This window comes from Sphingomonas sp. OV641 (genome assembly GCF_900109205.1).
Classification (GTDB): domain Bacteria; phylum Pseudomonadota; class Alphaproteobacteria; order Sphingomonadales; family Sphingomonadaceae; genus Sphingomonas.
In genome coordinates this window covers 200,076-224,844 of sequence record NZ_FNZB01000001.1, presented here as the reverse complement: position 1 = coordinate 224,844, position 24,769 = coordinate 200,076, and the positions used below count along the sequence as shown (strand labels likewise).

The window sequence follows — 24,769 nt, the reverse complement described above, 5'->3', positions numbered from 1 at the left end:
CTACAACTATTCTAGAGCAATCGGACCCATCTTCTTCTCACCTTCAAAACCGGCGGTTATAAGTATATCTCCTTAGCTCATAAGGTTTTATACCTACGTCGAAGGTTTATCGGCGTTAACGCCTTTGGCGGCAAAAGCACTCCCACAACGGAGCGACGGCACGGGCCGGGGTGCTCACCAAGGGAAGATGCTTACGATGTCCAAGATCACGATCGCGCTGGAAGCTGCCGTCGCCACCGTTATCGCGAACTCGCCTAAGGATGTTCGCTCCACCGCGCGTCAGCGGGCAAATGTCGACCGCGCCTTCGCCGACATTCTGAAGCTGATCGCGCCGCGCATCCGCCACTTCATCCGCCAATATGGCCTGGTGGCACATTGGGACGACGCGGAGCAGTGCTGCGCCATCGCGGTGCATCGCGCCATTGAAGCTTATGATCCCGCAAAGGCGCAGTTCACCACCTTCGTGAACTGGCAGCTGCGCGGTGAGCTGCAGAGCCTGCGTTTCCGCCTGATGACCGACCAGCGTCCCTCGGCGAAGAAGGTGGAGGCAACCACTGTCTCGCTGCACGCCCTTTCGGTTGGTGCGGAGGGCGAAGAGGCCTCGCTGGAAAGCATGATCGAGGATGAAAACGCGCTGTCGCTCACCGAGAGCGCCGCATCGGATCATCTGGCCGGCGATCTACGCTCGGCTCTGATCGGCCGCTATGTCGATCATCTCCGTCAGGTCGGCATGGATCAGCTCAAGCGCGCCGCCCGCGCGAAGCGTCCTGCGGCGGTTGCCCACGATCCTTCCCGTCCGCGTTTCAAGGCGAAGAATGACGGCGTCGACCCCGCCGACATCGCGGAGATGGAAGCTAAGCTTGCCGAACACGTGCACCTCGTCGAGCGCCGCATCTTCGACGACACGTGTCTCGATGATCTCGAGCAGGAGTTCGGCATCGCCAAGGAGCGTCTCCGGCAGACGGCGAAGCGTGCCGCCAAGACGATCGCGGACCTCGCAGCGGCCGAGCCGCACTTTGCATCCGACCTTGCCCGCAAGCTTCCCCAGCGCCGCCGCACCACGCGCGTCCCGGCGCAGCCGACCGTCACCATCGTCCCCGACGTGCATGCCGCGCACAATCAGTTGACCAACGTCGTGGCGATCACGCCGGACACGATGGAAAACGTCGGCGACGGGATCGAAGCCGGCCTGGTGCAGGCGTCCCCGGCCCTGATCGGCGAGACGCTCAACTGAGCGCGCGCTGATCGGCGCCCCTGACGCGAGAACCAACCTTCAACCACGGCCGCGCCGCGCGGCGCAGCGGTTGACCGCTCACTTCGCAAAATGGATTTCCGTCGCACCGCTCAATCGGTGCGGCTATGCGCTGGCGATGACGTGGAGGGGGCTAGCAATGGGTGCAGCGTTGCTGTGGAGCGCTGTATTCAGCTTGGCCTATTCGCAACGTCAGTTTGGCGGCACTGTTCGGGGCTATGCGATCGCGGGCCTTGTCACATGGCTCGCGACCATGGCGCTGCTCATCCTCATGTCCTTCGCGGAGCAATGAGGCGTTCCAAGCGGTTCTGAAACCAGCAGTAGAGACGCGGGACGGCTGGCCAGAACGGCTGGCCAGGTCTGCTATTCCGGCTTTCCCGCAAAGCCTCGCGAACTCATGGCGCGGCCATGATCTAGCACGTAACGCCCCGATCGCTTCACAGTGAACGGAGCTTCACCGCCACATCTCCCGGCTAGACACCGCGGCCGGCTGCACCCGCGCGGCAGAGCTTTCGCCCGTTCCGGTCACCATCCTGTCGTTCACGCAAGATGTCGCGGACAACGGCCTGTGCCTTGTGTCATATCTACCATTCTCGCAAGGCGCTGCTTCACTACGCATCGGTCGACCGCGCCAGGGTTTGTCTCTGACGGCACTGGCATCAGCCATTGCAACGAAGAAGCCGGCTTCACGGCAATAAGTCTCTTGCGAACGGCGAGCCCTAAATACGCGTCCATCAATGGCGCGATCCGACCCGCTTGATCTCACGTTTAGAAGGTCTGGGCTCCACATAGACAGCCGCGCCTGCACCTCCACCGCACAACCGCAGTCAGCGCATGGCGCTCCGCGGCGACTGCGAGCCCGTCATTGGTCGAATGAGTGACCTCGCCGGCGCACCGCGACGCGCCAGCGCCATGCTCAGCGCGGCCGCCCCCTTGGGAGTCATGCTGGCGAGGATCATCGCGGTCGAGCGCTCGCGCATCTTCTGCGCGACCTTCATCTGAACGTCCATCTCCAGCTGCTCAAACACGATCGCCGCCTTGGCGGGCTTCATCGCCTGGTAAATGCGGGCGAGTTCCTCGAACTGGTCGGCCTCACTTGCGCCCTTCGCCTCTGCGGGCGCAGCGGCAGCCGTACTTTCGGCCTGCTCACGCTGCGCCAGATCAGCCTTGATCCGTTCCTCGGTAGCGCGCGCCGCTTTTTCCCTCAGGTCCAGCGTACGCGCGCGTCGCGCCGCATCCTGATCGCGCCGGCCCATATCCTGGGTGATGGCGGATCCAAGCCGTGTCTTTGGCGCCGTCACCTCAGACGCGATGCTCACGCCCTGCGCGAGTGTCGAGAAAGATGCGGCTGCCGCTGTCATCATCAGCAGCGATGGCTTACCGATCACGCCGCCACCTCGGCCTGCTCACGCGTGGCATTGGCCGCACCCGCTGCTTCGACCAGCCGTTCGGCAGAGGCGTTGGCGATCCCGATCATCACGCTCAGCTCCTCGGCAATCTCCTTGCCGTTCGCCAGTGCCCGCCCGCTTGCCGCACAATCGTGCAGCGTTTCGCGAAGCTCGGACAGGACGACGCGCGCCTGGGCCGTGGACTTGTCCAGCGCGCTGACGACTTCGGTCAGCGCGCCTTCCTTCACCGCCCGCAAGCTGCGCATCATGCGCACGCTTTGCACCAGCACGGCCGAGCAGAAGATCATGGTGGCAACGCTGGTCAGAATCTGAAAGCTCATTTCCGAAAACCCTTGGCTATGTCCGTCACCAGTCGGATTGCGACGTTGTTGCACCGCTGCCCGACATGGGCGCGGGCAAGCGGAATGCCGCCGCATTGAAGTTCAAGCGGTTCACCCGGGGCCTTGTGGAGCGCGATCGTCTGGCCGATCTTCAGGCCGCGCACCCCGGCCAGCTCCATCATGGCTTCGCCGAGGACCACGTCGATCTGCAGCTCGGTCTGCCGCATCGCGGATGCCATGTGCGCTTCCCAGATGTTGTCGCGGCCCAGCTTCTCGCCCATGAAACGTTGGCCCAGCTTGTGCCGCACCGGTTCGATCGTCGCATAGGGCAGCAGCACGCTGAAGCGGCCCCCGCGCCCTTCCATGTCGACGCGGAAGGTCGCCACGGTGCAGATGTTGGTCGGCCCGGCGATTGCCGCGAAGCGCGGGCTGGTCTCGATCCGCTCCAGCTTCATGGTGTTCGGCGTGATCGGCTGCATCGATGCGCTCATGTCCGACAGCGCGAGCTGCAGCATGCGCGACACCAGATTGGTCTCGATGGTGGTGAAGCCCCGTCCATCGATCACCGGCGAGGCGCCGCCCTGACGGCCGCCCAGCAACGCATCCACCACCGCATAGATCAGGCCGGAATCGACCGTGATCAGGCCATAATTCTCCCATTCCTCCACGCGGAAGACCCCAATCATCGCAGGCAGCGCCACGCGGTTCATGAAGTCGCCGAAGCGGATCGACGTGATCTCATCGATGCTCACATCGATCGCATCCGTCGTCAGGCTCCGCATGGAGGTGGCGAAGCTGCGGATCATGCGATCATAAACGACTTCCAGCATCGGCAGCCGTTCGTGGCTGATGATATTGGACTCGATCACCGCCTTCAGCCCGCTTTTTGGCGCGACCGGCTGCCCCACGTCGCCGAAGAGTGCATCGATGCCGGCCTGATCGAAGGCCAGATCGCCCTCTGGCGCCAGCACGGGCGGCTCCGGCAGATCGAAGTCGTCCAGCTCCTGAAATTCCCCGCTCATTGTTGGATCAGATCCTGGATTAGGACGTCCTTCACCTGCCCCCGCCCCAGCACGTCGCCGGCGCGGACCAGCATCTCTTCCTTGATGCGATATACGGCGGCTGACCCTGCCAGATCCTCTGGTCTTAGTTCCCGCAGGAAAGGCTGATAGGCATCCAGGATCAGCGGCAGCTTGGTCTTGATGCCTTCCGCCTTGTCGGCGCTGGCAGGCACCAGCATGAAATGAAGCTTGATGAAGCGGGCCGCACCATCGGCGCTGCGCAGGTTCACCACCATTGGTGGCACGTCGACGAACTCGGCTTCGGCGCTCTCGCCGTCGCCTGCCTCAGCGTGATCGGCAGCGGCGGCTTGCTCGCCATGCCCCTCCGCCTGCGCGCTGCCACCCATCACCGCGTAAGCGCCGCCAGCACCGCCGAGCAACAGAAACGCGCCAGCCGCAGCAATGATGATCTTCTTCTTGCCGAACCTGCCGGACGTTTCCGACGCAACAACCGTCGCCTCTTCCTTGGCTTTTTTCGACACGTGCTGATCCTCGTGATTTCCGCGCCGCCCGAGCCCGGTCAGCGATTTCCCTTCTATTATAGGACGGTGGCCCGGCAATTTTTGCCGAGCGGCAGGATCATGCAGCTTTTTTCAAAGGGCGAGAGATGGATATCTCCTCCTATGTTTTGTTGAGCCATGAGCAGGCTCTGCGGCGTCGATTGGACGTCGCGGCCAACAACATGGCGAACATGAGCACGGTGGGCTTCAAGCGCGAACAGCCGGTGTTCCGCGAATATGTCGAGCCAACCGGCGACACGGATGTAAAGGCCGCACGGAACACCAGCTTCGTGCTCGATTTCGGTGCCATTCACGACACCGCCGCAGGCAGCTTTCAGCCTACGGGCAACCCGCTGGACCTGATGATTGATGGCCCGGGCTATTTGGCGGTCGAAACGCCGGAGGGAGACACCGCTTATACCCGCGCCGGGTTCGTCAAGGTGCTGGAAAGCGGCGATCTCGCGACTGCCGGGGGGCAGCGCATCCTTGGCGAAGGCGGCAACCCGATCAACATCCCGCCCGAGATGCAAGGCCGGCTCACGCTTGGCGCCGATGGCAGCGTGATTGGCCCGGACGGTCCGCTGGGGCGCATCGCCGTGACAGTCTTCGACGACGAGCGGGCGCTGAGCCCGCGCGGCGACGGCATGATGACCGGTGATGGCGCACGTGAGCTGCCCGCCGCCGAAACAAAGCTGAAGATGGGCGGAGTCGAGGGCTCCAATGTCCAGGCGATCGTGGAGACCACGTCGATGGTCGAGATCCTGCGCGCCTACCAGACCAGCATGCGCATGTCCGAGGCACTCAACGACATGCGCAAGACCGCCATCGACAAGCTCGGCCGCGCCAGCTGATCCCTAACATTCAACCGAAAGAACCACCATGCGATCTCTCTCGACTGCCGGCACGGGCATGCTCGCGCAGCAGACCAACGTCGACGTCATTTCCCACAACATCGCCAACATGAACACGACCGCGTACAAGCGTCAGCGCGCCGAGTTCCAGGACCTGCTTTACCAGAATGTCTCGCGTCCCGGCGCGGCCACCGGCGGCGAAACAAAGGTGCCGACCGGCATTCAGATCGGCGCCGGCGTGAAAACCGGCGGCATCTACCGGATCAGCGAGCAGGGCGCCCTTCAGCAGACCGAAAATCGCTACGACGTTGCGGTGCAGGGCCGTGGATATTTTCAGGTCACGATGCCCAGTGGAGAGACCGCTTATACGCGCGACGGCTCCTTCCAGCTGTCGGACCAGGGCGAGCTCGTCACGGCGGATGGCTATCCGGTGCAGCCGGGCATCACCGTTCCGCAGGAAGCGGTGGATGTCGTCATCTCGAAGACCGGCGAGGTTCAGGTTAAGCTCGCCGGCTCGCCGGAGATGCAGACTGTGGGGCAGCTTCAGCTCGCGACATTCGTCAATGAAGCCGGGCTGGAGGCGCAGGGCGGCAATCTGTTCCTCGAGACGGCGGCATCGGGACAGGCGACCATCGCCAACCCTGGGGAGCCAGGCCTTGGCATGCTGACCCAAGGCTTCATCGAGGCGTCCAACGTCAATCCTGTGTCGGAGATCACCGCGCTGATCACCGCGCAGCGCGCCTATGAAATGAACAGCCGCGTCGTGAAGACGGCCGATGAGATGCTGGCGACCACCAGCCAGCTGCGATGAAGGTCGCGCGCGCGCTGCTCGGCGCGATCGGGCTCGGTGGCCTCTGGATCGCCGCCGCCGCTCCGCTGGCCGCGGCCGAAGCCATCGACGTGCCGGTGCTCGCCCGCGCCATCACCCGCGGCGAGCTGCTGGACGCGACTGACTTCTCCGCCGAGCCGCGCCCGATGGTGCAGGCACGCGGCGCCATCGCCGTCCGCGATGCGCAAGGGAAGGAAGCGCTGCGAAACCTTCCTGCCGGCACGGTGGTGAAGGCGACGGACATCGCCCCGCCCCGCTTGGTGAGGCGCGGCGAGCCGGTCATGATTGCCGTTCGCCAGGGCGCGCTCGTCATCACCACGCAGGGCAAGGCGCTGTCTAGCGGCGGTGCTGGCGATCTCGTTCGCGTCGTCGCCCTTTCCACCAGCCGTACGCTCGACGCGATCGTCGAGAAGAGCGGCACCGTGCGCGTTGCCGCACCCTGATCGTCTGGAGATTGCAAGATGAAGACCAACGTCCTGCTGTTGCTGGCTGCTGCCAGCACGCTTTCGGGCTGCGGTGCAGCCGGTCGCCTCGCCAATGTCGGCCGCGCGCCCAAGTTCACCGCAGCCGAACCGATGACTGCGCCCTATCTGGAACGGTCCATCGGCACGCGCACGGCTCCCGACCGTGGCATCGGCGCGTCTGCCCCGGCGATGGTTGCGGCAGCCCCGCCAGCGCAGAGCGCATCACTGTTTCGCACGGGAGCCGGCGCCTTCTTCCGAGACCAGCGCGCGGCGCGCGTGGGAGACATCCTGACAATCCGCGTGAACATCGCTGACAAGGCGGACATCGGCAACAACACCTCGCGCTCGCGTACCGGATCGGAAAACAGCGGCGTCGCCGCCCTGCTTGGGGTCGAGAACCTGATCACCAAGGTTCTTCCCGGCGACAATGATCCTGCCAGCCTCGTCAAGACGAACTCGACCTCACAGAACAGCGGCAGCGGGACGAGCAGCCGCAGCGAGACGATCAACATGACGCTCGCTGCCGTCGTCACGGATGTGCTGCCGAACGGTAACCTCATGGTACGCGGCCGCCAGGAGGTGCGGGTGAACTTCGAGATGCGCGAGCTGATCGTGAGTGGCGTCGTTCGGCCGGAGGATATCGCTCGTGACAATAGTATTCGCCACTCCCAGATCGCCGAAGCACGCATCAGCTATGGTGGTCGAGGGCAGTTGACCGATGCGCAACAGGCACGTTGGGGCCAGCAGATCTACGACGCGCTGTTCCCGTTCTAATCGACCAACATCCGTCAAATAGAGGCCGTCGCTCTCGTCAGGAGAGCGGCGGCCTTTCTTCTTTGCGGGTCGCACGATGAAAATACCAGCCTGCCTCCTTCAACACGAAAAAAGATGCGGAAGTGCGTCCGCGATGCCGAATTCCTTCCCAGAATAAAGGGCGAGCCGCGCTGTTGCGGCAAGTCGGGGGCCAGCGATCTGGCCCGGGCTGCAGAAGCGGCCGCTACTTCCAGAAGGAATTTCTCATGGGTATGTCCGTTAACACCAACGTCGGCGCAATGGCGGCTCTTCAGAGCCTGTCCGAAACCAACCGCGGCCTGGCGACCACGCAGAGCCGGATCAACACCGGCCTCGATGTCGCCTCCGCCAAGGACGATTCGGCCAAGTACACCATCGCGCAGAAGCTGCGTGGCGACATGGGCGAGTTGAAGGCCGTCGGCTCGTCGCTCAGCCGTGCCAAGAGCACGACTGACGTGGCGATCGCTGGTGCCGAGCAGGTCTCCGACCTTCTCAACCAGATGAAGGCGAAGGCGAAGGAAGCGTCGGATACTGGCATTGATGCCAATAGCCGTACGGCGATCGCGAAGGACCTAACTGCGCTCAAGGAGCAGGTCAACACGATCATCGACTCCTCAGGCTTCAACGGCACGAACCTGCTGAAGACCGACACCGGCACCACCGGCAAGGTCTCGGCGCTGCAGTCGATGGGCTCGACCTCGACGACCGGCACTCTTGAAGTGGCCAATCAGGATTTCACCACGAAGTCCACCACTGCTCTGGGTGCCGCCGGTGCGGCCATCACGCTGGCGGACGGCGCTGCCGCCGACACGCTGAAGGGTCTCATTGACACCTTTGCCAGCGAAGTGAGCACGAGCCTCAGCTCGCTGGGTTCGGCTTCGCGCAAGATCGACGGTCAGATGCAGTTCAACAGCAAGCTGTCCGACGTCATCGAGGCAGGCGTTGGCAACCTTGTCGACGCCGACCTGGCCAAGGAGTCCGCGAAGCTCCAGGCGCTGCAGGTGAAGCAGCAGCTGGGCGTTCAGGCCCTGTCGATTGCGAATCAGGCGCCGCAGTCGATCACGTCGCTGTTCCGTTAAGGGCAGCGGCCCCGCCTACTTCCCTGGGCGGGATCGACGACGAAAGCCGGGGTGGGTGTCCTGCCCCGGCTTTTTCGTCGGTATTTTTGCTCCGATCCGGAGCCAAACTCTGGCTGCCCATGGTGGCCGCCAACAGCAATTCCATATCGTCGTCAGGCTCGGAGAAGCATGGTGGGTGCAAGGGTAAGAGACATCATCGACGGGCTCGGCTCACGCGTCCGGATCGGCGTGGAGCGGAACGCTTTCGGCGGGCTCGTCACCCTGGAACGAGCTGATCGACGGGGTCGGCCGCGCGTCGTGCTGGACGCCTATGGGGCGGAGATCCTGTCCGCCTACATCATGTCCGCGCGGCTAAGCGGTGATCGCGAGCTGGCGGAGGAGGTGGTGACAGGCGCTTACCCTGTTCGCGTTCAGCTCGATCACCAGCCCGCACCATCGCTCCGGCTCACCGACGCGGCGGAGGAACGCTTCGAAATACCGGCACCTCTATGGGATCGTTTATATGCAGAATTGAACATCGCGGTCGCTCACGCCCGTGAATTTGATCGTCGCGGTGCTATCCGCCTGCATTGAGTTGAATAAGCCTTGCCAACGCAGAGTCATTGATTTGTCGTAGTTTCAAATCGGTTTTGTTTACCTCACGTAAACTTTTGATGTACTTCTACAGCCACCTTATGCGCGCTGTTTTCAATGTCATATGCGTGATCTCACGATCACTTTCACAATTACGGCGCCACGACTGGATTCTTGAAAATCATGGCCTGCCTCAGATGAAAGCGCTGGCATGACAGTCGCCGGCACTTTCATACAGGATGGTTCCGCATCGGCCACTTACCGCAGCTATCTGACCGCGATGGTCTGCATTGGAGTGACGGTCGCATTCGCGAGTGTTCCTTTGCTCGGATGGATGCTGAACCATCCTTCTCTGACGCGCTTCATCGTCGATGCCCGGCCGACATGGCCGCTGACCAGCGCCGGCTATATCGCGCTTTCGTTTGGCCTGCTCGCAACGATCAGGGGCAGTCACCGGCTCGCCTTTGCATTGGCCAGCGTTCCGGCTGCCCTTGGCCTTTTTGCGTTGGCCGAACATCTGCTGGACGTTACGTCGGGCCTTGATCTTCTTCTCCTCCGCGAACAGCTTCTCCGTTCCGGAACACCGAACGCGGGTCGTCCCGGCCACCACGCCGCGATTACCTTTCTTCTTCTTTCCGCAAGCATCGCTCTCGCGAATATTCGCGGAAAGAAGAGCGGCCGGGTCATGAGCGTGATCGCTTCACTGACCCTTGCCTATGGCGCGCTTTCAGCCTCACTCAACGTGCAGGGCATTCGCGCGATCGACCCTGGATCAACCCCGCTCATCGGATCGCTCCCTGCGGCGCTGAGCACGGCGGCCATGTCGATCGGGCTGCTGGCCTGGAAAGCGGAGTCCGGCTGGGCTGATCTGATGAACAGCGAGGGGGCCGAGTGGCGGATCCTGCGGCACGCCTTTCCGGTCATCCTCACCGCCCCCATTCTCTTCTCGACGCTGGAATATTGGGTTGCGCGATCGGGCACGATGCCGGGCCTGCCCGCCACCTTCCTCGTCGCCGGGCTCAACATGCTGGTCGTCGGCGGCCTTCTGTTCTGGTCCTCCACCATGCTGGTTCGCGGCCGTGCCGCGTTTCTGGAGATGAGCTACGCGCTGGACACGGTGGCGGTGATCCTCACCGATCTGGAAGGCCGCATCCTGCATTGGTCCAGGGGATGCCAGGATCTCTACGGCTGGACTGCGGAAGAGGCGATCGGACGAAGCAAGCACAGCCTGCTCCGCTCCGTTCCGCTGGATCCCGCGGTCGCCGCGCCACTCGCCAATGCCGAACTGGTCGAGTTCACCCGCGACGGACGCACACTGCGCGTGCTTCAGCAAGTGTGCCGGCTGGACCGGCACGGCAAGGATCCGGTGCTGGTCATGTCGATGGTCGACATCACCGAGCGGACATTGTTCGAGGATGCGCTGCGGGAAAGCGAGGCGCGGCTGGCCATGGCGCTGGAAACGCATGGCATCGCGATTTTCGACTATGACGTGAAAAGCGGCGCGATCGACTGGTCGGCGGGGGCAGAGCATCGGCTGGGGCTGCAGCCGGGCGATCTACGCGACTACCATCGTTGGCAGCGGCTCATCCACCCCGACGATATCCTCAGGATCAACGAACAGCTGGAGGAGGTTGCCCGTACGCGGGCGCCACGGTTCGCGTTCCGCTTTCGCCTGACGCAAGGCAGCGGCAGGCTTATGACGGTGGAAGGCTCTGCCCTCGCTTCCTATGATGAGGATGGCGAGTTGATCCGCATCACCGGCGTCAACGTGGATGTGACCGACCGTAACGAGCGCGAGGCGCGGCTGCAGGCCCGCGAGGCACAGCTTCTCTCCATCCTCGAAACGGTGCCGGATGCCATGGTCGTTATCAACGAATCCGGCCAGATCCTGTCGTTCAGCCGGACGGCGGAGCAGCTGTTCAGCTATACCGCGCAGGAGGTGATCGGCCGCAACGTGTCCCTCCTCACCCCGGAGGAGCATACCGGTCAGCACGACGGCTATATGGGTCGCTATCTGGCGACCGGCGAAAAGCGCGTGATCGGGCGGACGCGCCTGCTGACGGCGCGGGCCGCCGATGGGCGCGAAATCCCTGTCGAGCTGCGCGTTGGCGAGGCGAACACGGCCGGTGAGCGCCTCTTCACCGGCTTCATCCGCGACATCAGCCAGCGCCTGGAACACGAGGAGCGGCTCAACACCCTTCGATCCGAACTGACCCACCTGTCCCGGCTGGGGGCGATGGGCGAGATGGCCGCGGGGCTCGCGCATGAGCTCAATCAGCCGCTGGCCGCCTCCGTGAACTTCGTGGCGACGGCTTCGCTGCTGCTGAAGGAGGGCGCCGAGCCGCAATCGGTTGAGGAAATGCTGGAGCTTGCCCGAAGCCAGGCGCTTCGCGCTGGCGAGATCATTCGCCGCTTGCGCGATTTCGTCGCCCGGCATGATGCCGAGGTGCGCGCGGAGCCGGTAGACGAAACGCTGCAGGACGCCATGGCGCTGGTGCTCGTCGGGCAGAAGCAGCTCGACGTGAACGTCCGGTACGATCTCGACCCCGCGGCCGCTCTAATGTTCGCCGACCGGGTTCAGGTGCAGCAGGTCCTGGTCAACCTCCTGCGCAACGCACTGGAAGCGATGCGCAGCGCGAATACCGAGAACATGACCATTCTCGTGCAAAGCAGGGTGGTCGACCCGGAGACGCTGGAGATCGCGGTCTGCGACAACGGGCCCGGCCTCAGCCCGGCATTCCTGGATCAGATGTACACGCCTTTCTCCTCCACCAAGGGGGAAGCCGGCATGGGCATCGGCCTGTCGATCTGCCGCCGGATCGTGGAATCGCACGGCGGCGAACTGGTCGGAGAAAACTTGCCACAGGGCGGAGCACGGTTCCGCTTCACCCTGCCGATGATCGATGAAAGGGAGCTTGAGCTTTCGTGATGCGTACCATCTACATCGTGGACGACGATGATCCCGTTCGCGCCTCGCTCCAGAGTTTGCTCTCCGTTCGAAAGAACCTTCTGATCAGGAGCTTTCGTTCAGGGGACGCCTTTCTCGAGCAGGTCGAGGAACTGGACCCCGGCGTCCTGCTGCTCGACTTCAACATGCCCGGCAGCAACGGGTTGGACGTGCTGCGCGCACTTCGTCCCTATGGCAGTCGCTTTGTCGCTATCATCCTGACAGGACAGGGCAATATCGAGATGGCCGTTCAGGCGATGAAGGCCGGCGCGATGGACTTTCTCGAAAAGCCCTATGATCCGGGCGTTCTTCTGCAGCTCGTGGAGTCCGCGTTCCTTCACCACGAACAGCAATGCGCGGTATCCGGACGCGCCGATCGAGCGGCGGCGCGCATCGCCATGCTGTCACTGCGCGAATGCGACGTCTTGAGGGGCCTGATAGAAGGTCGTTCGAACAAGGTGATCGCATTCGAACTGGATCTCAGCCCCCGTACGGTCGAGATCTATCGCGCCAATCTCATGCAAAAGTTGGAAGTGCGAAGCCTGTCCGAAGCGCTGAGAGTGGCATTCGCAGCGGGCATGTTCCCGGACCCCTGAAGCCTCATCCGCCGACCCTGATAACCTTAGGGGCAGCTCGCTAGGTTCGTCATGATGTCCACCGTCGCGGTTGCTGGATTGACGAAGCGAACAGGCGGATTGCTCGCGTCGTCGAACCTGTCGCCGCCAATCACGAAGATCCGCCCCGACCAGACATAGGCGCGCAGGTTCTCGGCGTTCACCGGCTTGTCGCTCGGCAGCAAGCCTGCGTCGATGATCAATGTGGACCCACTGTCCAGTTCGCGCCACCGCGCCAGCTCCGTGCGATCGTGTGCCGTCACCACGGTCCTGCCGGTCATGCCCAGGCGCGCGATCAGGCTCGTCCGCAGGCCGGCGTCGCCGACAAGAACTACAATGAAATCGCGGCCTGCGGCCATGGTGTTGCCGTGTTCCCGAAAGTGATGACGAGAGATGATCCTTCTTCCGGGAGTGACGCTTCCTCGCCAACTAGGGAAACATACCTACGATCAGGTACCGAGTATCAGATCGAGATCGTCGATCCGCCGACGCGTCAGAACACCACGCGACCCTCCTATAATAAGCTGACCTCTGCGTTTCGGAGCCTCCCTGGCGCGGCTCTGCGATGGAGCTTCATGTGCAATGCTTGTGGGAAGCACGGATGACCAAAGTTCTGAATGAATGGCCATTGTCGAAGAAGATGTTGCTGGCCTTCGCCTTCATCGGCGCGCTGTTGATCGCGGTTGCGACGACCGGGATCGTTGCCAATCGCCAGCTCAGCGAAATTGCCACACGGCACGTCAGCCGCGGCGTTGCCGGCACGGAGGCACTCGGCCGGCTGATGTCCGCCGTGCGCGAACATCGCATCATCGTCTTCTCTCAGTTGAACGCGACGTCTGCGGCGGAAGCCCGAAGCCTCGACGAACGATATGAGAAGAACAAGGCGGCACTTGCCGAACGTCTTGACGAATATGCGCCGCTCGCCGGCGAGTTCGCGCCGCAGCTGGCCGGGATCCGCGCGGACATCGACAAGCTCAACTCCGTCAACGACCGCATCTTCGCGCTGAAGAAGACGCAGGGCGAGGCCGCCGCGCTTCCCCTTGTCCTTGGCGAGGGGAAGAAGCGCTCACGCACGGCAATCGACGAGACAGACGCGCTGATCGAACTGCATCAGAAGCGTGCGATGCAGGCGGATGCCGACGGCGATCGCTATGCTGAGAACGCCCTGTATTTCGCGCTAGCCCTGTCGGCGCTCGCCGTGGCGGCGCTGTTCGGGATCTGGCGGATGCTTGGCAAGACCGTTGCCTCTCCGCTGGCGGAGCTTTCGTCCGTGACCACCACGCTCGCCACCGGCGGCCAGGCGGATGTGCCGCACCGCTCGCGCGGCGACGAACTGGGCGAGGTCGCACGGGCCGTCGAGACATTCCGGGCGGCGGCAGTTAGCCGCGCGGAGGCGGATGCGCAGGTCGCCGCACAGCAGCAGGTCGTCACCGCGACGCTGCGCGACAGCCTGGCCGCCCTCACCGTCGGCGATCTGACCAAGCCGATCGCCACCGATTTCCCGCCGGCTTATGCGGAACTGAAGACGAACTTCAACGAGGCACTTGCTTCGCTTCGCGACCTGATCGGATCGGTGATGGAAAGCGCGTCCTCCATCCGCGCGGGTTCGGGCGAGATTGCCCAGGCGTCGGAGGATCTGGCGCGCCGCACGGAGGGCAATGCGGCCAGCCTGGAGGAAACCTCCGCGGCGATCGCACAGATGGACGAACGGCTGCGCGCGTCGGCGGCGGCTGCGGCGACTACCGTGGAGCGTGCAGATGGCGCGATCACCACGGTATCGGGCGGCCGATCGGTCGCGGATCAGGCGGTGCAGGCCATGGGCCGGGTGTCGGAAAGCGCCAAGGGCATCGACAGCGTCATCGAGGGTCTCGACAAGATTGCGTTTCAGACGCGCGTTCTGGCGATGAACGCCGCTGTGGAGGCGGGGCGCGCGGGCGATGCGGGACGTGGCTTCGCCGTCGTGGCCGATCTCGTGTCCGCGCTGGCCATGCGTGCGGAGGAGGAGGCCAAGCGCGCCCGAGACCAGCTCACCGTCACCCAAAGCGATATCGTTTGCGCGGTGGAGATGGTGCAAAAGGTCGATGGCGCGCTGGCCGACATTTCCGATGACGTCGGCCAGGTTCACGAGCTGCTCGCCACCATGGCGGCGGACAATCAGGCGCAATCCTGTGCCATCACGCAGATCTCGGCCGCGGTCGGCACTATGGATCAATCCACCCAGCAGAATGCCGCGATGGTGGAGGAGACTTCCGCTGCCGCCCGCAACCTCACCAGCGAGGTAAAGGCGCTCAGTGAACAGGCCGGTCGTTTCAAGGTCGATGATCGCGCGCGGCGCGCGATCCATGCTCAGGTTGAGGCGCTGAAGCCCAGGCCGCAGACCTCCGCCTACGCCTCCCCCGTCAAACCGCTCGTTCCCGCCGCTGTCTCGGCGCTCACCCGGCCAAGTGACGATGACTGGAACGAATTCTGATCATTAAGCTACTCGGCCGCTCAAGGCCCGCCGTTTGGGGGAGGCAAATGCCTCCCCTTTTTTTGTCAGCCGGCCCGGTTTGATGACGTCAGCTGGCGGGGCCGCTGAGCTTCTGTCCGCCATCGTTCGGCATCGTGCCGGCGCGCGTGCGCCACGCCTCGAGCTGGGTCAGCACGTCCGCCGCGATCTGCTCCTCGGAATAACCGCTCAGATCCCGAGATCGCGATCCCGGACCCGTGTCGGCATGCATCGCCCAGGTCATGCTCCGCCGCGCCTCCGGGGCCTCCAGCGCAGTGTACGCTGCCAGCGGGCGAGACCGCGCACGCAAGCGATAGTGGAATTGCTGCCCGCCACCCAGTTCGATGCTCAGGGTCGCCAGGCCGTCTTCTACCGCCACGTCGCTGGCGCCATATCCTTCCGCCCGCATGGCCTCGCAGACCGAGCGCAGCGCCGGTGTCCCCACCTCGGCGATCTGGCGCTGTACCTCCCTCCTGCTGGTCGGGCGGAACAAGCGGCGCAGGCGCTCCCCGATCGCCGCCCCATCGTCATCCTCGATGGGCACGCCGGCGAGATCGGCGTTGCTCTGCCGGATCAATCCATAGGCGAGGAGCAGCATGATGAAGCAAAAGGGCAAAGCCGCCATCAGCGTCGCCGCCTGCAGGGCGCCAAGTCCACCCGCAAGCAGAAGCAGCGCGGCGGTCACTCCCAGCAGGATGCACCAGTACATCCGCTGCCAGCGCGGCGTTTCCTCCTTGCCGCCCGATGCCAGCGTATCGATCACGAGCGCGCCGGAATCGGCCGAAGTGACGAAGAAAACGGCGACCAGCAGCACCGCCAGCGCGGTCGTGAAACCGGCTCCGGGAAGGTAGGACAGGAACTTGAACAATGCGGTCGACAGATTGCCCTGCACCGCCTCCGCAATCCCGCCTGCCGCCGTTCCCAGATCAAGTGAAATGGCGGTGTTGCCGAACACGGTCATCCACAGGAAGGTGAATGCCGTCGGCACGAACAGCACGCCAATCATAAATTCGCGAATGGTCCGCCCGCGTGAGATCCTGGCGATGAACATGCCGACGAACGGCGACCATGCGATCCACCAGGCCCAGTAGAACAGCGTCCAATCCGCCATCCAGGCGCGCGGCTCATACGCGTAGAGCGTAAAGGTGCGCATCACGAAATGGTCGAGGTACAGGCCAAAATTCTGCACCAGCGCGCGCAGCAGGAACAGTGTGGGCCCGACGGCGAGCACGAACACCATCAGCAGCACCGCAACGGTCAGGTTCAGCTCGGAAAGCCGCCGGATCCCGCGATCGGCGCCACTCAGCACCGACAGCGTTGCTGCGCCCATGACGAGGACGATGACGACGATCTTCACCTGTGTCGTATCGGGCAGCCCGTAATTGTAATTCAGGCCTGCGGTCATCTGCGACACGCCGAAGCCAAGCGACGTCGCGATGCCGAACACCGTGCCGCACACCGCAAAAACGTCGATTGCATCGCCCAACGGTCCGTTGACGCGCTTGCCGAAAATTGGCGACAGACCCGATCGCAGCGTCAACGGCATGTTCTTGCGATAGGTGAAATAGGCAAGGCTGATGCCGACCAGGGCATAAATTGCCCAGGCGTGCACACCATAATGGTGAAAGGTGATGGCCATGGCCTCGCGTGCGGCCGCGACCGTGCCGCTCTGCGCCTCCGGCGGAGAAATATAATGCTGGATCGGCTCCGCCACTGCGAAATACATCAGGCCGATGCCCATGCCGGCGGCGAACAGCATCGCCAGCCAGGAGACATAGGGGAAGTCTGGCTCGGCATCATCGGTGCCAAGCTTCAGCTTACCGGCCGGGCCAAAGCCAAGCGCGAGCGCCACAACCAGAAAAAACGCGACGGAAGCGATATAGAACCAGCCAAAGGTGTCGATCGTCCAGTTCTGCGCCGTCTTGAATGCAACATCGGCCGTATCCGGCGCCAGAATGGTAGCGCCAAGAAGGGCGGCGATAACGGCTGAAGCGCCCCAGAATACACGCGGGTTCATGCTGGACGTCAAAACAGCTCCTTTGTTTACATGTCATGTGGATTGTGCGTGGCTAACCGATCGGGCTCGCGAAGCCAAATTGGCAGGTATTTGCTTCTGCTCTATCTCAATCTCGGCAACTGCCCGCGCGATCTCTCGTTCCCATGCGGAATCGATTGTTTACGGTTCAAGCGCCCCGGCGCCTGGCTCCCGCGCTTGATGACAACAAGCACCATGGGTTTGTCATCGTCCGCCCGTACACGTGCCGCATGACACAGGTTCATCCACTTCGCCGGCGCGTTCACCAGCGTCGATCCGGAACCCGATCGTTGCGCTCTCGTTCGTTCGCGATGAACTTCCCAGCCGCCTTGCACCTACGCCACTGATGACGAGCACGTTGGCAAGCCGCCGAACAGGATCCCTTTGGCGCCAATCGCGAATGTTCCGGTGGTGGCGCCGGTCCATCACCTCGCAGATTGATCACGAGCGCGTGGTTCAGCGGATCTGGGAAGAAAGCGGCTGGACTGGCCGCTATGCCTTCATGACCATGATGTCTGCGGGCATCGCGGTGCTTGGCCTCCTCTTGTCCTCTCCGGCCGTCGTCATCGGCGCGATGTTGATCTCGCCGCTGATGGGGCCGATCCTCGGGCTTGGGTTCAGCCTCGCGCTGTTCGATTTCGCCGAGATGCGACGGTCGCTGACGGCGCTGGCCATCGGTGCAGGCGCCGCGCTCGCGTTCACGGCACTGATCGTCCTGGTGTCTCCGCTCAAGGCGCCTACGGCAGAGATTCTGGCGCGGACCCGCCCAAACCTGTTCGACCTTCTGGTGGCGCTCTTTGCCGCTCTGGCCGGCACCTATGCAATCATTCGGGGACGCGGCGATACCATCGTCGGCGTCGCCATCGCGACCGCTTTGATGCCGCCGCTGGCGGTGGTCGGTTATGGCTTGGCGACGATGAACGTCCCTGTGCTCAGCGGGGCGCTCGCGCTGTTCGTCACCAACTTTCTCACCATTGCGCTGTCCGCGACGATCCTGGCGCGCTTCTACGGCTTCGGCCATGCGCTGTCGGAACGGCAGAGCTGGACCCAGACGATTGTCCTGTCTGCCGTGTTCGTCGCCATGGCGGTGCCGCTCGGGATTGCGCTCGGCCATATCGCGCGGGAAACGCTCGTCGCCAGCCAGGTGCGCTCCTTCCTCAGCCAGCGGTTCGGCGAGAACGCCCGGATCACGCAGCTCGACATCGACTTTGACGCCAACCCAATCGTGGTCCGTTCCATCATCATTGCGCCACGAGCGGCGGCGAAGAATACGAACGCGCTCGAAGGCGAACTCGCCGGTCAGATTAAACAGCCGGTGAAGCTGCGCCTGGATCAGGTGCTGCTGGATTCAGGCGCCGGATCGCTGGAGGCGCAGCGCGCCGAACTCAGGCAAGCTTCCGGCGCAGTCGCTGCCGAGCAGCGAGAGGCGTCAACCGCCGCCCAACTGGTTGCCGTGGCGGCCGGCGTGAAGGTCGAGGATGTGGTGGTGGATCGCGACCACCGCCGCGTGACGGCGACGGCTCAAGCGCTTGCGGGTGCCGATCCTCAGGCGCTCCGGATTCTGGAAAGCCGCATCGCGTCAGCCGTCCCCGGCTGGCAGATCGCGATCGTGCCGCCTCTCGGGCAACTGCCCGAGATCGCCTTTGCCGACAATGTGGACACGCTGGATCGTGAGGCTCGCGATGCCGTGCTGCTTTCCGCCTGGGAGGCGCGCCGGTGGAATATTCCGGCCCTTGGCGTTCCCGGTCTGCCGGACGGTGAACCACCAGAAAGCCCGACGGTGAACCAGCGACGCGCCTTGGCCATCGCCGAAGTTCTGCGCGAGCAGGGGGTGAACCCTGTCCCTGCGCCGGACGCCGGGCAGCGATACAGGCTCGCCCCCACCCAACCGTGATGCGCGCCTGGCGATGATGCCGGCGCGCTGCCGGGCTCAAGTCCGGCAGGCGACCAGCACATCCCAATCCGCGCGTTGTCGGACGCGTCGCACCTGCCAGCGAGCGCCGGTCAGACGCAGAAAGCGTGTGTGGATGCCGGCCGCGTGCTGCGCGAAATCGTAGAAGTCGACACGGTGGTGGGCCAATACGAGCCGCCCGCCCCGCCGCAACGCCCGCCCGGTCTCCGCCGCGACAAGCCCCATCGCCCGGTGCGAGAGATAGTAGAGCAGCTCGGCCACCACGATCGCGTCATAGTCCCGCCTGGGAAATCTTGCCGGCAGAGACAGTTCGATTGCCCGGCTGCGCTGCCAGTCGGCGATAGCCTCTGCCGTCAGCCGGGTGCCCTCCGGCGTGCCCTCCGTAGCGTCCAGGCGAAGGGCGCGCGGGGCGATCGCGCGGCTGTTGGATCCATTGCCGCTAGCAAGTTCCAGCACCCGCCCGAGCGGGCCCGGGCCCAGCGCATGCAGGATCGCGGTGCGTTTCACCGCTTCGTCGCGGCTGGTGAAGGTGCCCCACGGATCCTCGTCGGCCGCGAATTTGGCGCTGAACCCGTCTAGGGCGATCGCGCTCATGGGCGCTCTTCCCGAAAGCATTCGATCGGCCGGGCGAACAACGCCAGCTCGTGCGGCGCGATGGCGAAGCCGGACGGATCATCGGTGATCACGCCCAATTGCGTCCGATGTACCCGGATCAGCGACCGCTTGCGCGCCGCGCCGCCCGGCGCCACCAGCGTCTGCGTGCGCGCACCTCGCCGATGCCGCGGTGGCCAGACCTGATAGCTCAGCCGACGCGCGCGGCCACATCGCACCGCAAGGGCCGCCGCCACTTCCTGATGGTCCGGGTGCGCATCGCTGAGCGCCGGCGCCACGATGACATCCGCGTCCATCTGCACCAGCGCTTGGCGCAACTTCCGCCGACATTCCTTGCCATGCACCGTCAGCGCGCCGTCGGGCAGCCCCAGGAACCTGACTTTGCTGGACGTGATCGACAGCCGGCGCAGTGCGCACAGGCTTTCGCGCCGTCTTGCCGCCACCAACCGCGCCTTGGGCCAGCTTCTGCTGCCCGGATGCGAGGCAGCCCCGTCGCTGACCACGATCACCCGCACCTCGCAGCCCCGCGCCCGCAAGGCACCGATCAGCCCGGCCGCGCCGATCACCTCGTCATCGGGATGGGGCGCGACGACGACGGCACGGCGCACGCCCCCCAGACGCAGCCTCACAGCGCCGGTGCCAGTTCGCCCGACGCCACCGCTCGCCCCACGCGAAGCCGCTGCGCGTCGGGCACCGGCTGGCGAAGATACACGGCAAGATCGGTCAGCATCGCCGCCAGCGGATGGGCAAGGAAGTGCCCCGCCAGCCCCACCGCTTCCTGCGCCACCACGATCGCGCGCTGAGCGGCATCGGCGACCGCCAGCCGCGTCGCCGCGACCCGGGCCAGCCGCGCTTCGCCGTCCAGTTCGAACCACAGTGTCGCGGTCCGGCGCACCATCGCCGCCGCCGTGTCGGCCAGCCCGAACAGCTCGGCCAGACGCGCGGTCTGGAACGGATCATCGGCGCGGCCGCTCGCCACCAGATGATCGCGCGCGCGATCGCAGATCCCGGCGATCCCGCCTGCATGGACCGCGACGAAACGAAGCGCGCCGCCACTGAAATACGGCTCGCGCGCATAAAGATCCGGCGAACCGATCCGGTCGTCGTGATCGATCGCCGCATCGCTCCAGCGCACCCGGTGCGTCTCGGAACGCTGCATTCCCGTCACCCGCCACCAGTCGCGATCGATCGCAGGGACAGTGCGCTTCAGATCCAGCAGCAGCAACTGCGCGCCACTGTCCGTCTCGGCAGTCACCAGCGCATGGGTCAGCACGCCCGCGCCGGATGCGTAGCTTTTGCCGCCGTTCAGCGCATCGCCCGTCAGCCGCAGCGGCTCGCCCGGCAACGCGGCATTCCAGACACCCAGCATCGCCCCGTCGCACAAGGCTTGCCGAAGCCGCTCGACCTGTACCGCCGAACCATAACGCTGCACGATCTGCACGGCGTCCACATGCCCCTCCAGCAGCCGGCCGAGCGGGAGATCGCGCCGGCCGGTCTCGTATAGCGCGCGCAGCAGCGCGACATAATCGTCGCCATTCTCGGGGTCACGTAGAGGCTGTCGCGCCCAATCCTGCTCGGCGATCGCGTCCCGCAAGCCAGCCGCGACGCTCATCAAGCCGCAATCTCGCGCCATTCGCCTTCCACCGCCCCCTCCATTGCCGCCAGCAAATCCTCCGCTTCCGCCAGCATGATCGTGTCGCCGTGGCATCGCGGCGCCGGCACGATGCGCATCGCGAAGGCCTCAGCGTTGGGGCAGTCCCGTGCGACGCCCAGCACATGATCCGCCGTCAGGCCCAGCAGGTCGCCCAGCGCGACACGCACCTCGGCCTGGTCGATCGCCGGGAAGCTGCGCCGCGCCGTCGCCTGCGCCTGCCACTGCCAGGCCGCGCCGCGCGGGTTTGCCACCCGCACCTGCCGCCCGGCATCGAGCGCACGCAGCGTCCCGGCGAGCCCCTCGGCGACGCGCCCGATCCGTCGGGAGGAGGTTTCCACCACCATTGCGGCATCGCGGCGGACGCGAAATCCGGCGCGCGCCGCATCATCGAGCAACGTCGCATCCTCGCCACTGGCCAGCGGCCGGAAACCGCCAATCGCGCGGTAGGCGGAGGCGCGCACCGCCATGTTGGCGCCGCCGCTGAAATGGTGGGTGTCACGCGCTTCCCATGGGACGGGATCGATCATGCGTCGATAGCGGTGAAGGCGGTCGTAATAATGTTCGAGGCGCGACTGCTCGGTATCGCGCATCGCATCGACGCGCATGATCCGCCCTGCCACCACATCGGCCTGCGCCAGCGCCCGTTGTCCAGCCGCGATCCAGTCGCGCTCGGGTGCACTGTCCGCGTCCGTCGTGAAGATCAGCCCCTCTCGCCCGCCCAGCATGCCGAGGCCCATCGCAAAGGCCGCACGCCGGGCCGCACCGGCATTCGCCTCCACGCTCGCGCCGCCATGCTCGACCACCAGGCGAAATGGGAGCTTGGCCGCCTTGTCGGCCAGCAGCGCCGCACTGCCGTCGTTGCACCGGTCCAGGTAGATGCAGACGTCCAGCTCCATCGGAGGGACCGCGAGATCACAAAGGGCTGCGATAAGTGTCGGGAGCGCGTCTTCCTCGTTCCGCGCGGGAACGCAAATGATGGCGGGCAAGGCTTCAGGCAGGTCCGTTCTCCCGTACGCGTCTGGCCATCCTAACGTCCCGGAAGGCGTTCGCTATCCGCGGCTGGTTGATCAAGATCAAGCAACTTGCCCGCGATCCATGTGCGCCGCCGCGCGTTACGTCGAAAACCACCGGATACGAAAGGGATCGGCATGGCGAAGAAGAACAGCACAGGCGAAAAGGGCAAGATGCCGGGGGGATCGCCCGCGAAGACGTCGCCCGTACCCGCAGGCGCCGACCTGCCAACGAGCTACAAGGGACCGCAGGGACATGGCGGCGAAACTCACCAGACCACGAGCGATGCTGCGCAAACCTTGACAACCCAGCAGGGCGTTCCCGTTGCCGATGATCAAAACAGCCTGCGTGCCGGTCCGCGCGGGCCGACGCTGCTGGAGGATTTCATCCTCCGCGAGAAGATCTTCCACTTCGATCATGAGCGGATCCCCGAACGTGTCGTTCACGCCCGCGGCTATGGCGCCCACGGCGTGTTCGAGCTGACCGAGAGCCTCGCCGAATTCACGCGCGCCGATGTGCTGAGCAATGTCGGCCAGCAGACCGAAGTCTTCGTTCGCTTCTCGACCGTCGCCGGCAACAAGGGCTCGATGGACCTCGCCCGCGACGTCCGTGGCTTTGCCGTCAAATTCTACACCCGGGAGGGTAACTGGGACATCGTCGGCAACAACATCCCGGTGTTCTTCATCCAGGATCCGATCAAGTTCCCGGATCTCGTCCATGCGGTGAAGCAGGAGCCCGATCGCGCCTTCCCGCAGGCCCAGTCAGCGCACGACAATTACTGGGATTTCGCCAGCCTCAGCCCGGAGGCATGGCACATGGTCATGTGGCAGATGTCCGACCGGACGATCCCGCGCTCGTTCCGCACGATTGAGGGGTTCGGCGTACACAGCTTCCGGCTGGTCAACGCGGAAGGCAAATCAACCTTCGTCAAGTTTCACTGGAAGCCGCGGCAGGGGCTGCAGTCGGTGCTGTGGAACGAGGCCGTCAAGATCAACGGTGCCGACCCCGATTTCCACCGCCGCGACCTGTGGCAGGCGATCGAGGCGGGCGACTTCCCGCAATGGGATCTGGGCGTCCAGCTGTTCGATCAGGAGACGGCGGACAAATTGCCGTTCGATCACCTGGATGCGACCAAGCTGATCCCCGAAGAGGATGTGCCGGTGCGCATCATCGGCACGCTGACGCTGAATCGGAACGTCGACAATTTCTTCGCCAGCACTGAACAGGTGGCATTCTGCACCCAGAATGTCGTGCCCGGCATCGACTTTTCGGATGATCCGCTGCTTCACGGTCGCAACTTCTCCTATCTCGATACCCAGCTGAAGCGGCTTGGCAGCCCGAACTTCACCCATATTCCGGTGAATGCACCGCGCTGCCCGGTGATGAACTTCCAGCAGGACGGCCATATGGCGATGCGCAATCCCAAGGGGCGCGCCAATTATGAGCCGAACAGCTGGGGCCCGGATGGCGGCCCGCGTGAGAACCCGGAGATCGGCTATCGCAGCTTCCCGGCAGAGGTGCAGGGAACGAAACAGCGCATCCGCTCCGAAACCTTCGCGGATCATTACAGCCAGGCGCGGCAGTTCTTCATCAGTCAGCAACCGATTGAACAGAAGCACCTGGGCGATGCCCTGGTGTTCGAGCTGTCCAAGGTCGAACGCGTCGACATCCGCGTCCGTGCCGTCTCGCATCTTCGGCTGATCGATGAGGGGCTGGCCGCCACCGTTGCCGACGGGCTCGGGCTCGAGCTGCCGGAACCGGCGCAGGCAGCCAAGCCAACGCTCGATCTGCCGCCATCGGCAGCGCTCAGCATCCTGGCGAACGGCCCGACAGACTTCAAGGGTCGCAAGATGGGCGTGCTGCTGACCGACGGCTCCAGCGCCGATCTGTTCAATGCGCTGACCAAGTCGCTCGAGGCGGAAGGCGCGATGTGGGAGGTGGTCGCGCCCAAGATCGGCGGCGTCACGCTGGACGATGGCACGAAGGTCGCCGCCAAGCAGAAGATCGATGGCGGTCCCTCGGTCCTGTACGATGCCGTGGCCGTGCTCCCTTCGAAAGATGGCGCGGCCATGCTGGCCAAGGATGCAACGGCGAAGGATTTCGTGGCGGACGCCTTCGCGCACTGCAAGTTCATCGGCCACAGTGCGGCCGCAGGGCAGTTGTTCGACGCGGCCGGGCTGCCCGGGCGTGACGATGGCTTCATCGCCCTGACCGGCGCCAAGGATACCAAAGCTTTCGTCGCCAAGTGTCGCGAATTGCGGTTCTGGCCGCGCGAGCTCGAGGTTGATCTCGACGCCGCGGCGCTGAAGGCGAAGCCCTGATACGCTGTTGAAGCGGCGGAGGGGGGCGGCAGCGGATCGCCGCCC

At 64.4% G+C, this 24,769-nt stretch carries 23 protein-coding genes; 13 read left to right on the top strand and 10 right to left on the bottom strand.

Annotation, left to right across the window (positions count from 1 at the left end; genetic code table 11):
• The first annotated feature begins 196 nt into the window (after positions 1 to 196).
• Both BMX36_RS00965 and BMX36_RS21530 read left to right on the top strand, forming a co-directional pair.
• On the top strand, positions 197 to 1,234 hold the full coding sequence (locus BMX36_RS00965; RefSeq protein WP_177178976.1) for a sigma-70 family RNA polymerase sigma factor: 1,038 nt from the start codon (positions 197 to 199) through the stop codon (positions 1,232 to 1,234).
• Between the two features lie 157 nt (positions 1,235 to 1,391).
• The gene (locus BMX36_RS21530; RefSeq protein WP_177178975.1) at positions 1,392 to 1,544 is read left to right on the top strand and encodes a hypothetical protein; all 153 of its coding nucleotides are present in this window, start codon (positions 1,392 to 1,394) and stop codon (positions 1,542 to 1,544) included.
• Positions 1,545 to 2,079: 535 nt separating this feature from the next.
• Here BMX36_RS21530 and BMX36_RS00960 read toward each other — a convergent pair.
• From BMX36_RS00960 to BMX36_RS00945, 4 genes are read right to left on the bottom strand one after another with little or no spacing between them, the layout of a single operon-like run.
• The gene (locus BMX36_RS00960; protein ID WP_256210610.1) at positions 2,080 to 2,640 is read right to left on the bottom strand and encodes a MotE family protein; all 561 of its coding nucleotides are present in this window, start codon (positions 2,638 to 2,640) and stop codon (positions 2,080 to 2,082) included.
• Complete coding sequence (locus BMX36_RS00955) at positions 2,637 to 2,981, bottom strand: DUF6468 domain-containing protein (RefSeq protein WP_066779982.1); 345 nt, start codon at positions 2,979 to 2,981, stop codon at positions 2,637 to 2,639. The genes BMX36_RS00960 and BMX36_RS00955 overlap by 4 nt, the downstream gene beginning before the upstream one ends.
• On the bottom strand, positions 2,978 to 4,003 hold the full coding sequence (gene fliM / locus BMX36_RS00950; protein ID WP_093063345.1) for a flagellar motor switch protein FliM: 1,026 nt from the start codon (positions 4,001 to 4,003) through the stop codon (positions 2,978 to 2,980). Before fliM ends, BMX36_RS00955 begins: the two co-directional genes overlap by 4 nt.
• Positions 4,000 to 4,524 (bottom strand): flagellar basal body-associated FliL family protein, encoded by a 525-nt coding sequence (locus tag BMX36_RS00945; RefSeq protein ID WP_256210609.1) that lies wholly within the window; start codon positions 4,522 to 4,524, stop codon positions 4,000 to 4,002. The genes fliM and BMX36_RS00945 overlap by 4 nt, the downstream gene beginning before the upstream one ends.
• 125 nt (positions 4,525 to 4,649) lie before the next feature.
• Here BMX36_RS00945 and BMX36_RS00940 point away from each other — a divergent pair, with 125 nt between their 5' ends.
• The 8 genes from BMX36_RS00940 to BMX36_RS00905 all read left to right on the top strand — a co-directional run bounded on the left by BMX36_RS00940 (position 4,650) and on the right by BMX36_RS00905 (position 12,673).
• Positions 4,650 to 5,393: a flagellar hook-basal body complex protein gene (locus BMX36_RS00940; RefSeq protein WP_093063344.1), complete on the top strand. Its 744-nt coding sequence runs from the start codon at positions 4,650 to 4,652 to the stop codon at positions 5,391 to 5,393.
• 28 nt (positions 5,394 to 5,421) lie between these two features.
• Positions 5,422 to 6,204: a flagellar basal-body rod protein FlgG gene (flgG, locus tag BMX36_RS00935; RefSeq protein WP_093063343.1), complete on the top strand. Its 783-nt coding sequence runs from the start codon at positions 5,422 to 5,424 to the stop codon at positions 6,202 to 6,204.
• On the top strand, positions 6,201 to 6,665 hold the full coding sequence (gene flgA / locus BMX36_RS00930; protein ID WP_093063342.1) for a flagellar basal body P-ring formation chaperone FlgA: 465 nt from the start codon (positions 6,201 to 6,203) through the stop codon (positions 6,663 to 6,665). The genes flgG and flgA overlap by 4 nt, the downstream gene beginning before the upstream one ends.
• Positions 6,666 to 6,683: 18 nt before the next feature.
• On the top strand, positions 6,684 to 7,460 hold the full coding sequence (flgH, locus tag BMX36_RS00925; protein ID WP_093063341.1) for a flagellar basal body L-ring protein FlgH: 777 nt from the start codon (positions 6,684 to 6,686) through the stop codon (positions 7,458 to 7,460).
• 245 nt (positions 7,461 to 7,705) lie between these two features.
• Positions 7,706 to 8,557 carry a flagellin N-terminal helical domain-containing protein gene (locus BMX36_RS00920; RefSeq protein ID WP_093063340.1) on the top strand — a complete coding sequence of 284 codons (852 nt, stop codon included), beginning with the start codon at positions 7,706 to 7,708 and terminating at the stop codon, positions 8,555 to 8,557.
• Between the two features lie 171 nt (positions 8,558 to 8,728).
• Entirely contained in the window at positions 8,729 to 9,130 is a 402-nt protein-coding gene (locus BMX36_RS00915; RefSeq protein ID WP_256210608.1) for a hypothetical protein, read from the top strand.
• A gap of 211 nt (positions 9,131 to 9,341) precedes the next feature.
• Positions 9,342 to 12,059, top strand: coding sequence for a PAS domain-containing sensor histidine kinase (locus tag BMX36_RS00910; RefSeq protein WP_093063339.1), 2,718 nt, complete (start codon positions 9,342 to 9,344; stop codon positions 12,057 to 12,059).
• Positions 12,056 to 12,673, top strand: a complete 618-nt coding sequence (locus BMX36_RS00905) for a response regulator transcription factor (RefSeq protein ID WP_256210607.1) — start codon at positions 12,056 to 12,058, stop codon at positions 12,671 to 12,673. Before BMX36_RS00910 ends, BMX36_RS00905 begins: the two co-directional genes overlap by 4 nt.
• A gap of 26 nt (positions 12,674 to 12,699) precedes the next feature.
• Here the strand turns inward: BMX36_RS00905 and BMX36_RS00900 are convergent, their stop codons facing one another.
• Positions 12,700 to 13,050: a hypothetical protein gene (locus BMX36_RS00900; RefSeq protein ID WP_093063337.1), complete on the bottom strand. Its 351-nt coding sequence runs from the start codon at positions 13,048 to 13,050 to the stop codon at positions 12,700 to 12,702.
• 242 nt (positions 13,051 to 13,292) lie between these two features.
• On the opposite strand from BMX36_RS00900, the gene BMX36_RS00895 reads away from it, so the two are divergent.
• Positions 13,293 to 15,161, top strand: a complete 1,869-nt coding sequence (locus BMX36_RS00895) for a methyl-accepting chemotaxis protein (protein ID WP_177178974.1) — start codon at positions 13,293 to 13,295, stop codon at positions 15,159 to 15,161.
• Between the two features lie 88 nt (positions 15,162 to 15,249).
• On the opposite strand, the gene BMX36_RS00890 is transcribed toward BMX36_RS00895, so the two are convergent.
• A complete protein-coding gene (locus tag BMX36_RS00890; protein ID WP_256210606.1) occupies positions 15,250 to 17,208 on the bottom strand; it encodes a BCCT family transporter in 1,959 nt (652 codons plus the stop codon).
• Positions 17,209 to 17,614: 406 nt separating this feature from the next.
• Between BMX36_RS00890 and BMX36_RS00885 the strand changes: the two genes are divergently transcribed.
• The gene (locus BMX36_RS00885; protein WP_256210605.1) at positions 17,615 to 19,108 is read left to right on the top strand and encodes a DUF389 domain-containing protein; all 1,494 of its coding nucleotides are present in this window, start codon (positions 17,615 to 17,617) and stop codon (positions 19,106 to 19,108) included.
• Between the two features lie 36 nt (positions 19,109 to 19,144).
• On the opposite strand, the gene BMX36_RS00880 is transcribed toward BMX36_RS00885, so the two are convergent.
• The 4 genes from BMX36_RS00880 to BMX36_RS00865 are packed head-to-tail and all read right to left on the bottom strand — an operon-like array spanning position 19,145 to position 22,378.
• Entirely contained in the window at positions 19,145 to 19,720 is a 576-nt protein-coding gene (locus tag BMX36_RS00880) for a class I SAM-dependent methyltransferase (RefSeq protein ID WP_093063334.1), read from the bottom strand.
• Positions 19,717 to 20,367: a PIG-L deacetylase family protein gene (locus BMX36_RS00875; protein ID WP_093063333.1), complete on the bottom strand. Its 651-nt coding sequence runs from the start codon at positions 20,365 to 20,367 to the stop codon at positions 19,717 to 19,719. Before BMX36_RS00875 ends, BMX36_RS00880 begins: the two co-directional genes overlap by 4 nt.
• Positions 20,364 to 21,350, bottom strand: a complete 987-nt coding sequence (locus BMX36_RS00870) for an acyl-CoA dehydrogenase family protein (RefSeq protein ID WP_256210604.1) — start codon at positions 21,348 to 21,350, stop codon at positions 20,364 to 20,366. The genes BMX36_RS00875 and BMX36_RS00870 overlap by 4 nt, the downstream gene beginning before the upstream one ends.
• Positions 21,350 to 22,378 (bottom strand): glycosyltransferase family 2 protein, encoded by a 1,029-nt coding sequence (locus tag BMX36_RS00865; RefSeq protein ID WP_256210603.1) that lies wholly within the window; start codon positions 22,376 to 22,378, stop codon positions 21,350 to 21,352. The genes BMX36_RS00870 and BMX36_RS00865 overlap by 1 nt, the downstream gene beginning before the upstream one ends.
• A 162-nt stretch (positions 22,379 to 22,540) precedes the next feature.
• On the opposite strand from BMX36_RS00865, the gene BMX36_RS00860 reads away from it, so the two are divergent.
• Complete coding sequence (locus tag BMX36_RS00860; RefSeq protein ID WP_093063331.1) at positions 22,541 to 24,724, top strand: catalase; 2,184 nt, start codon at positions 22,541 to 22,543, stop codon at positions 24,722 to 24,724.
• Positions 24,725 to 24,769 lie beyond the last annotated feature (45 nt).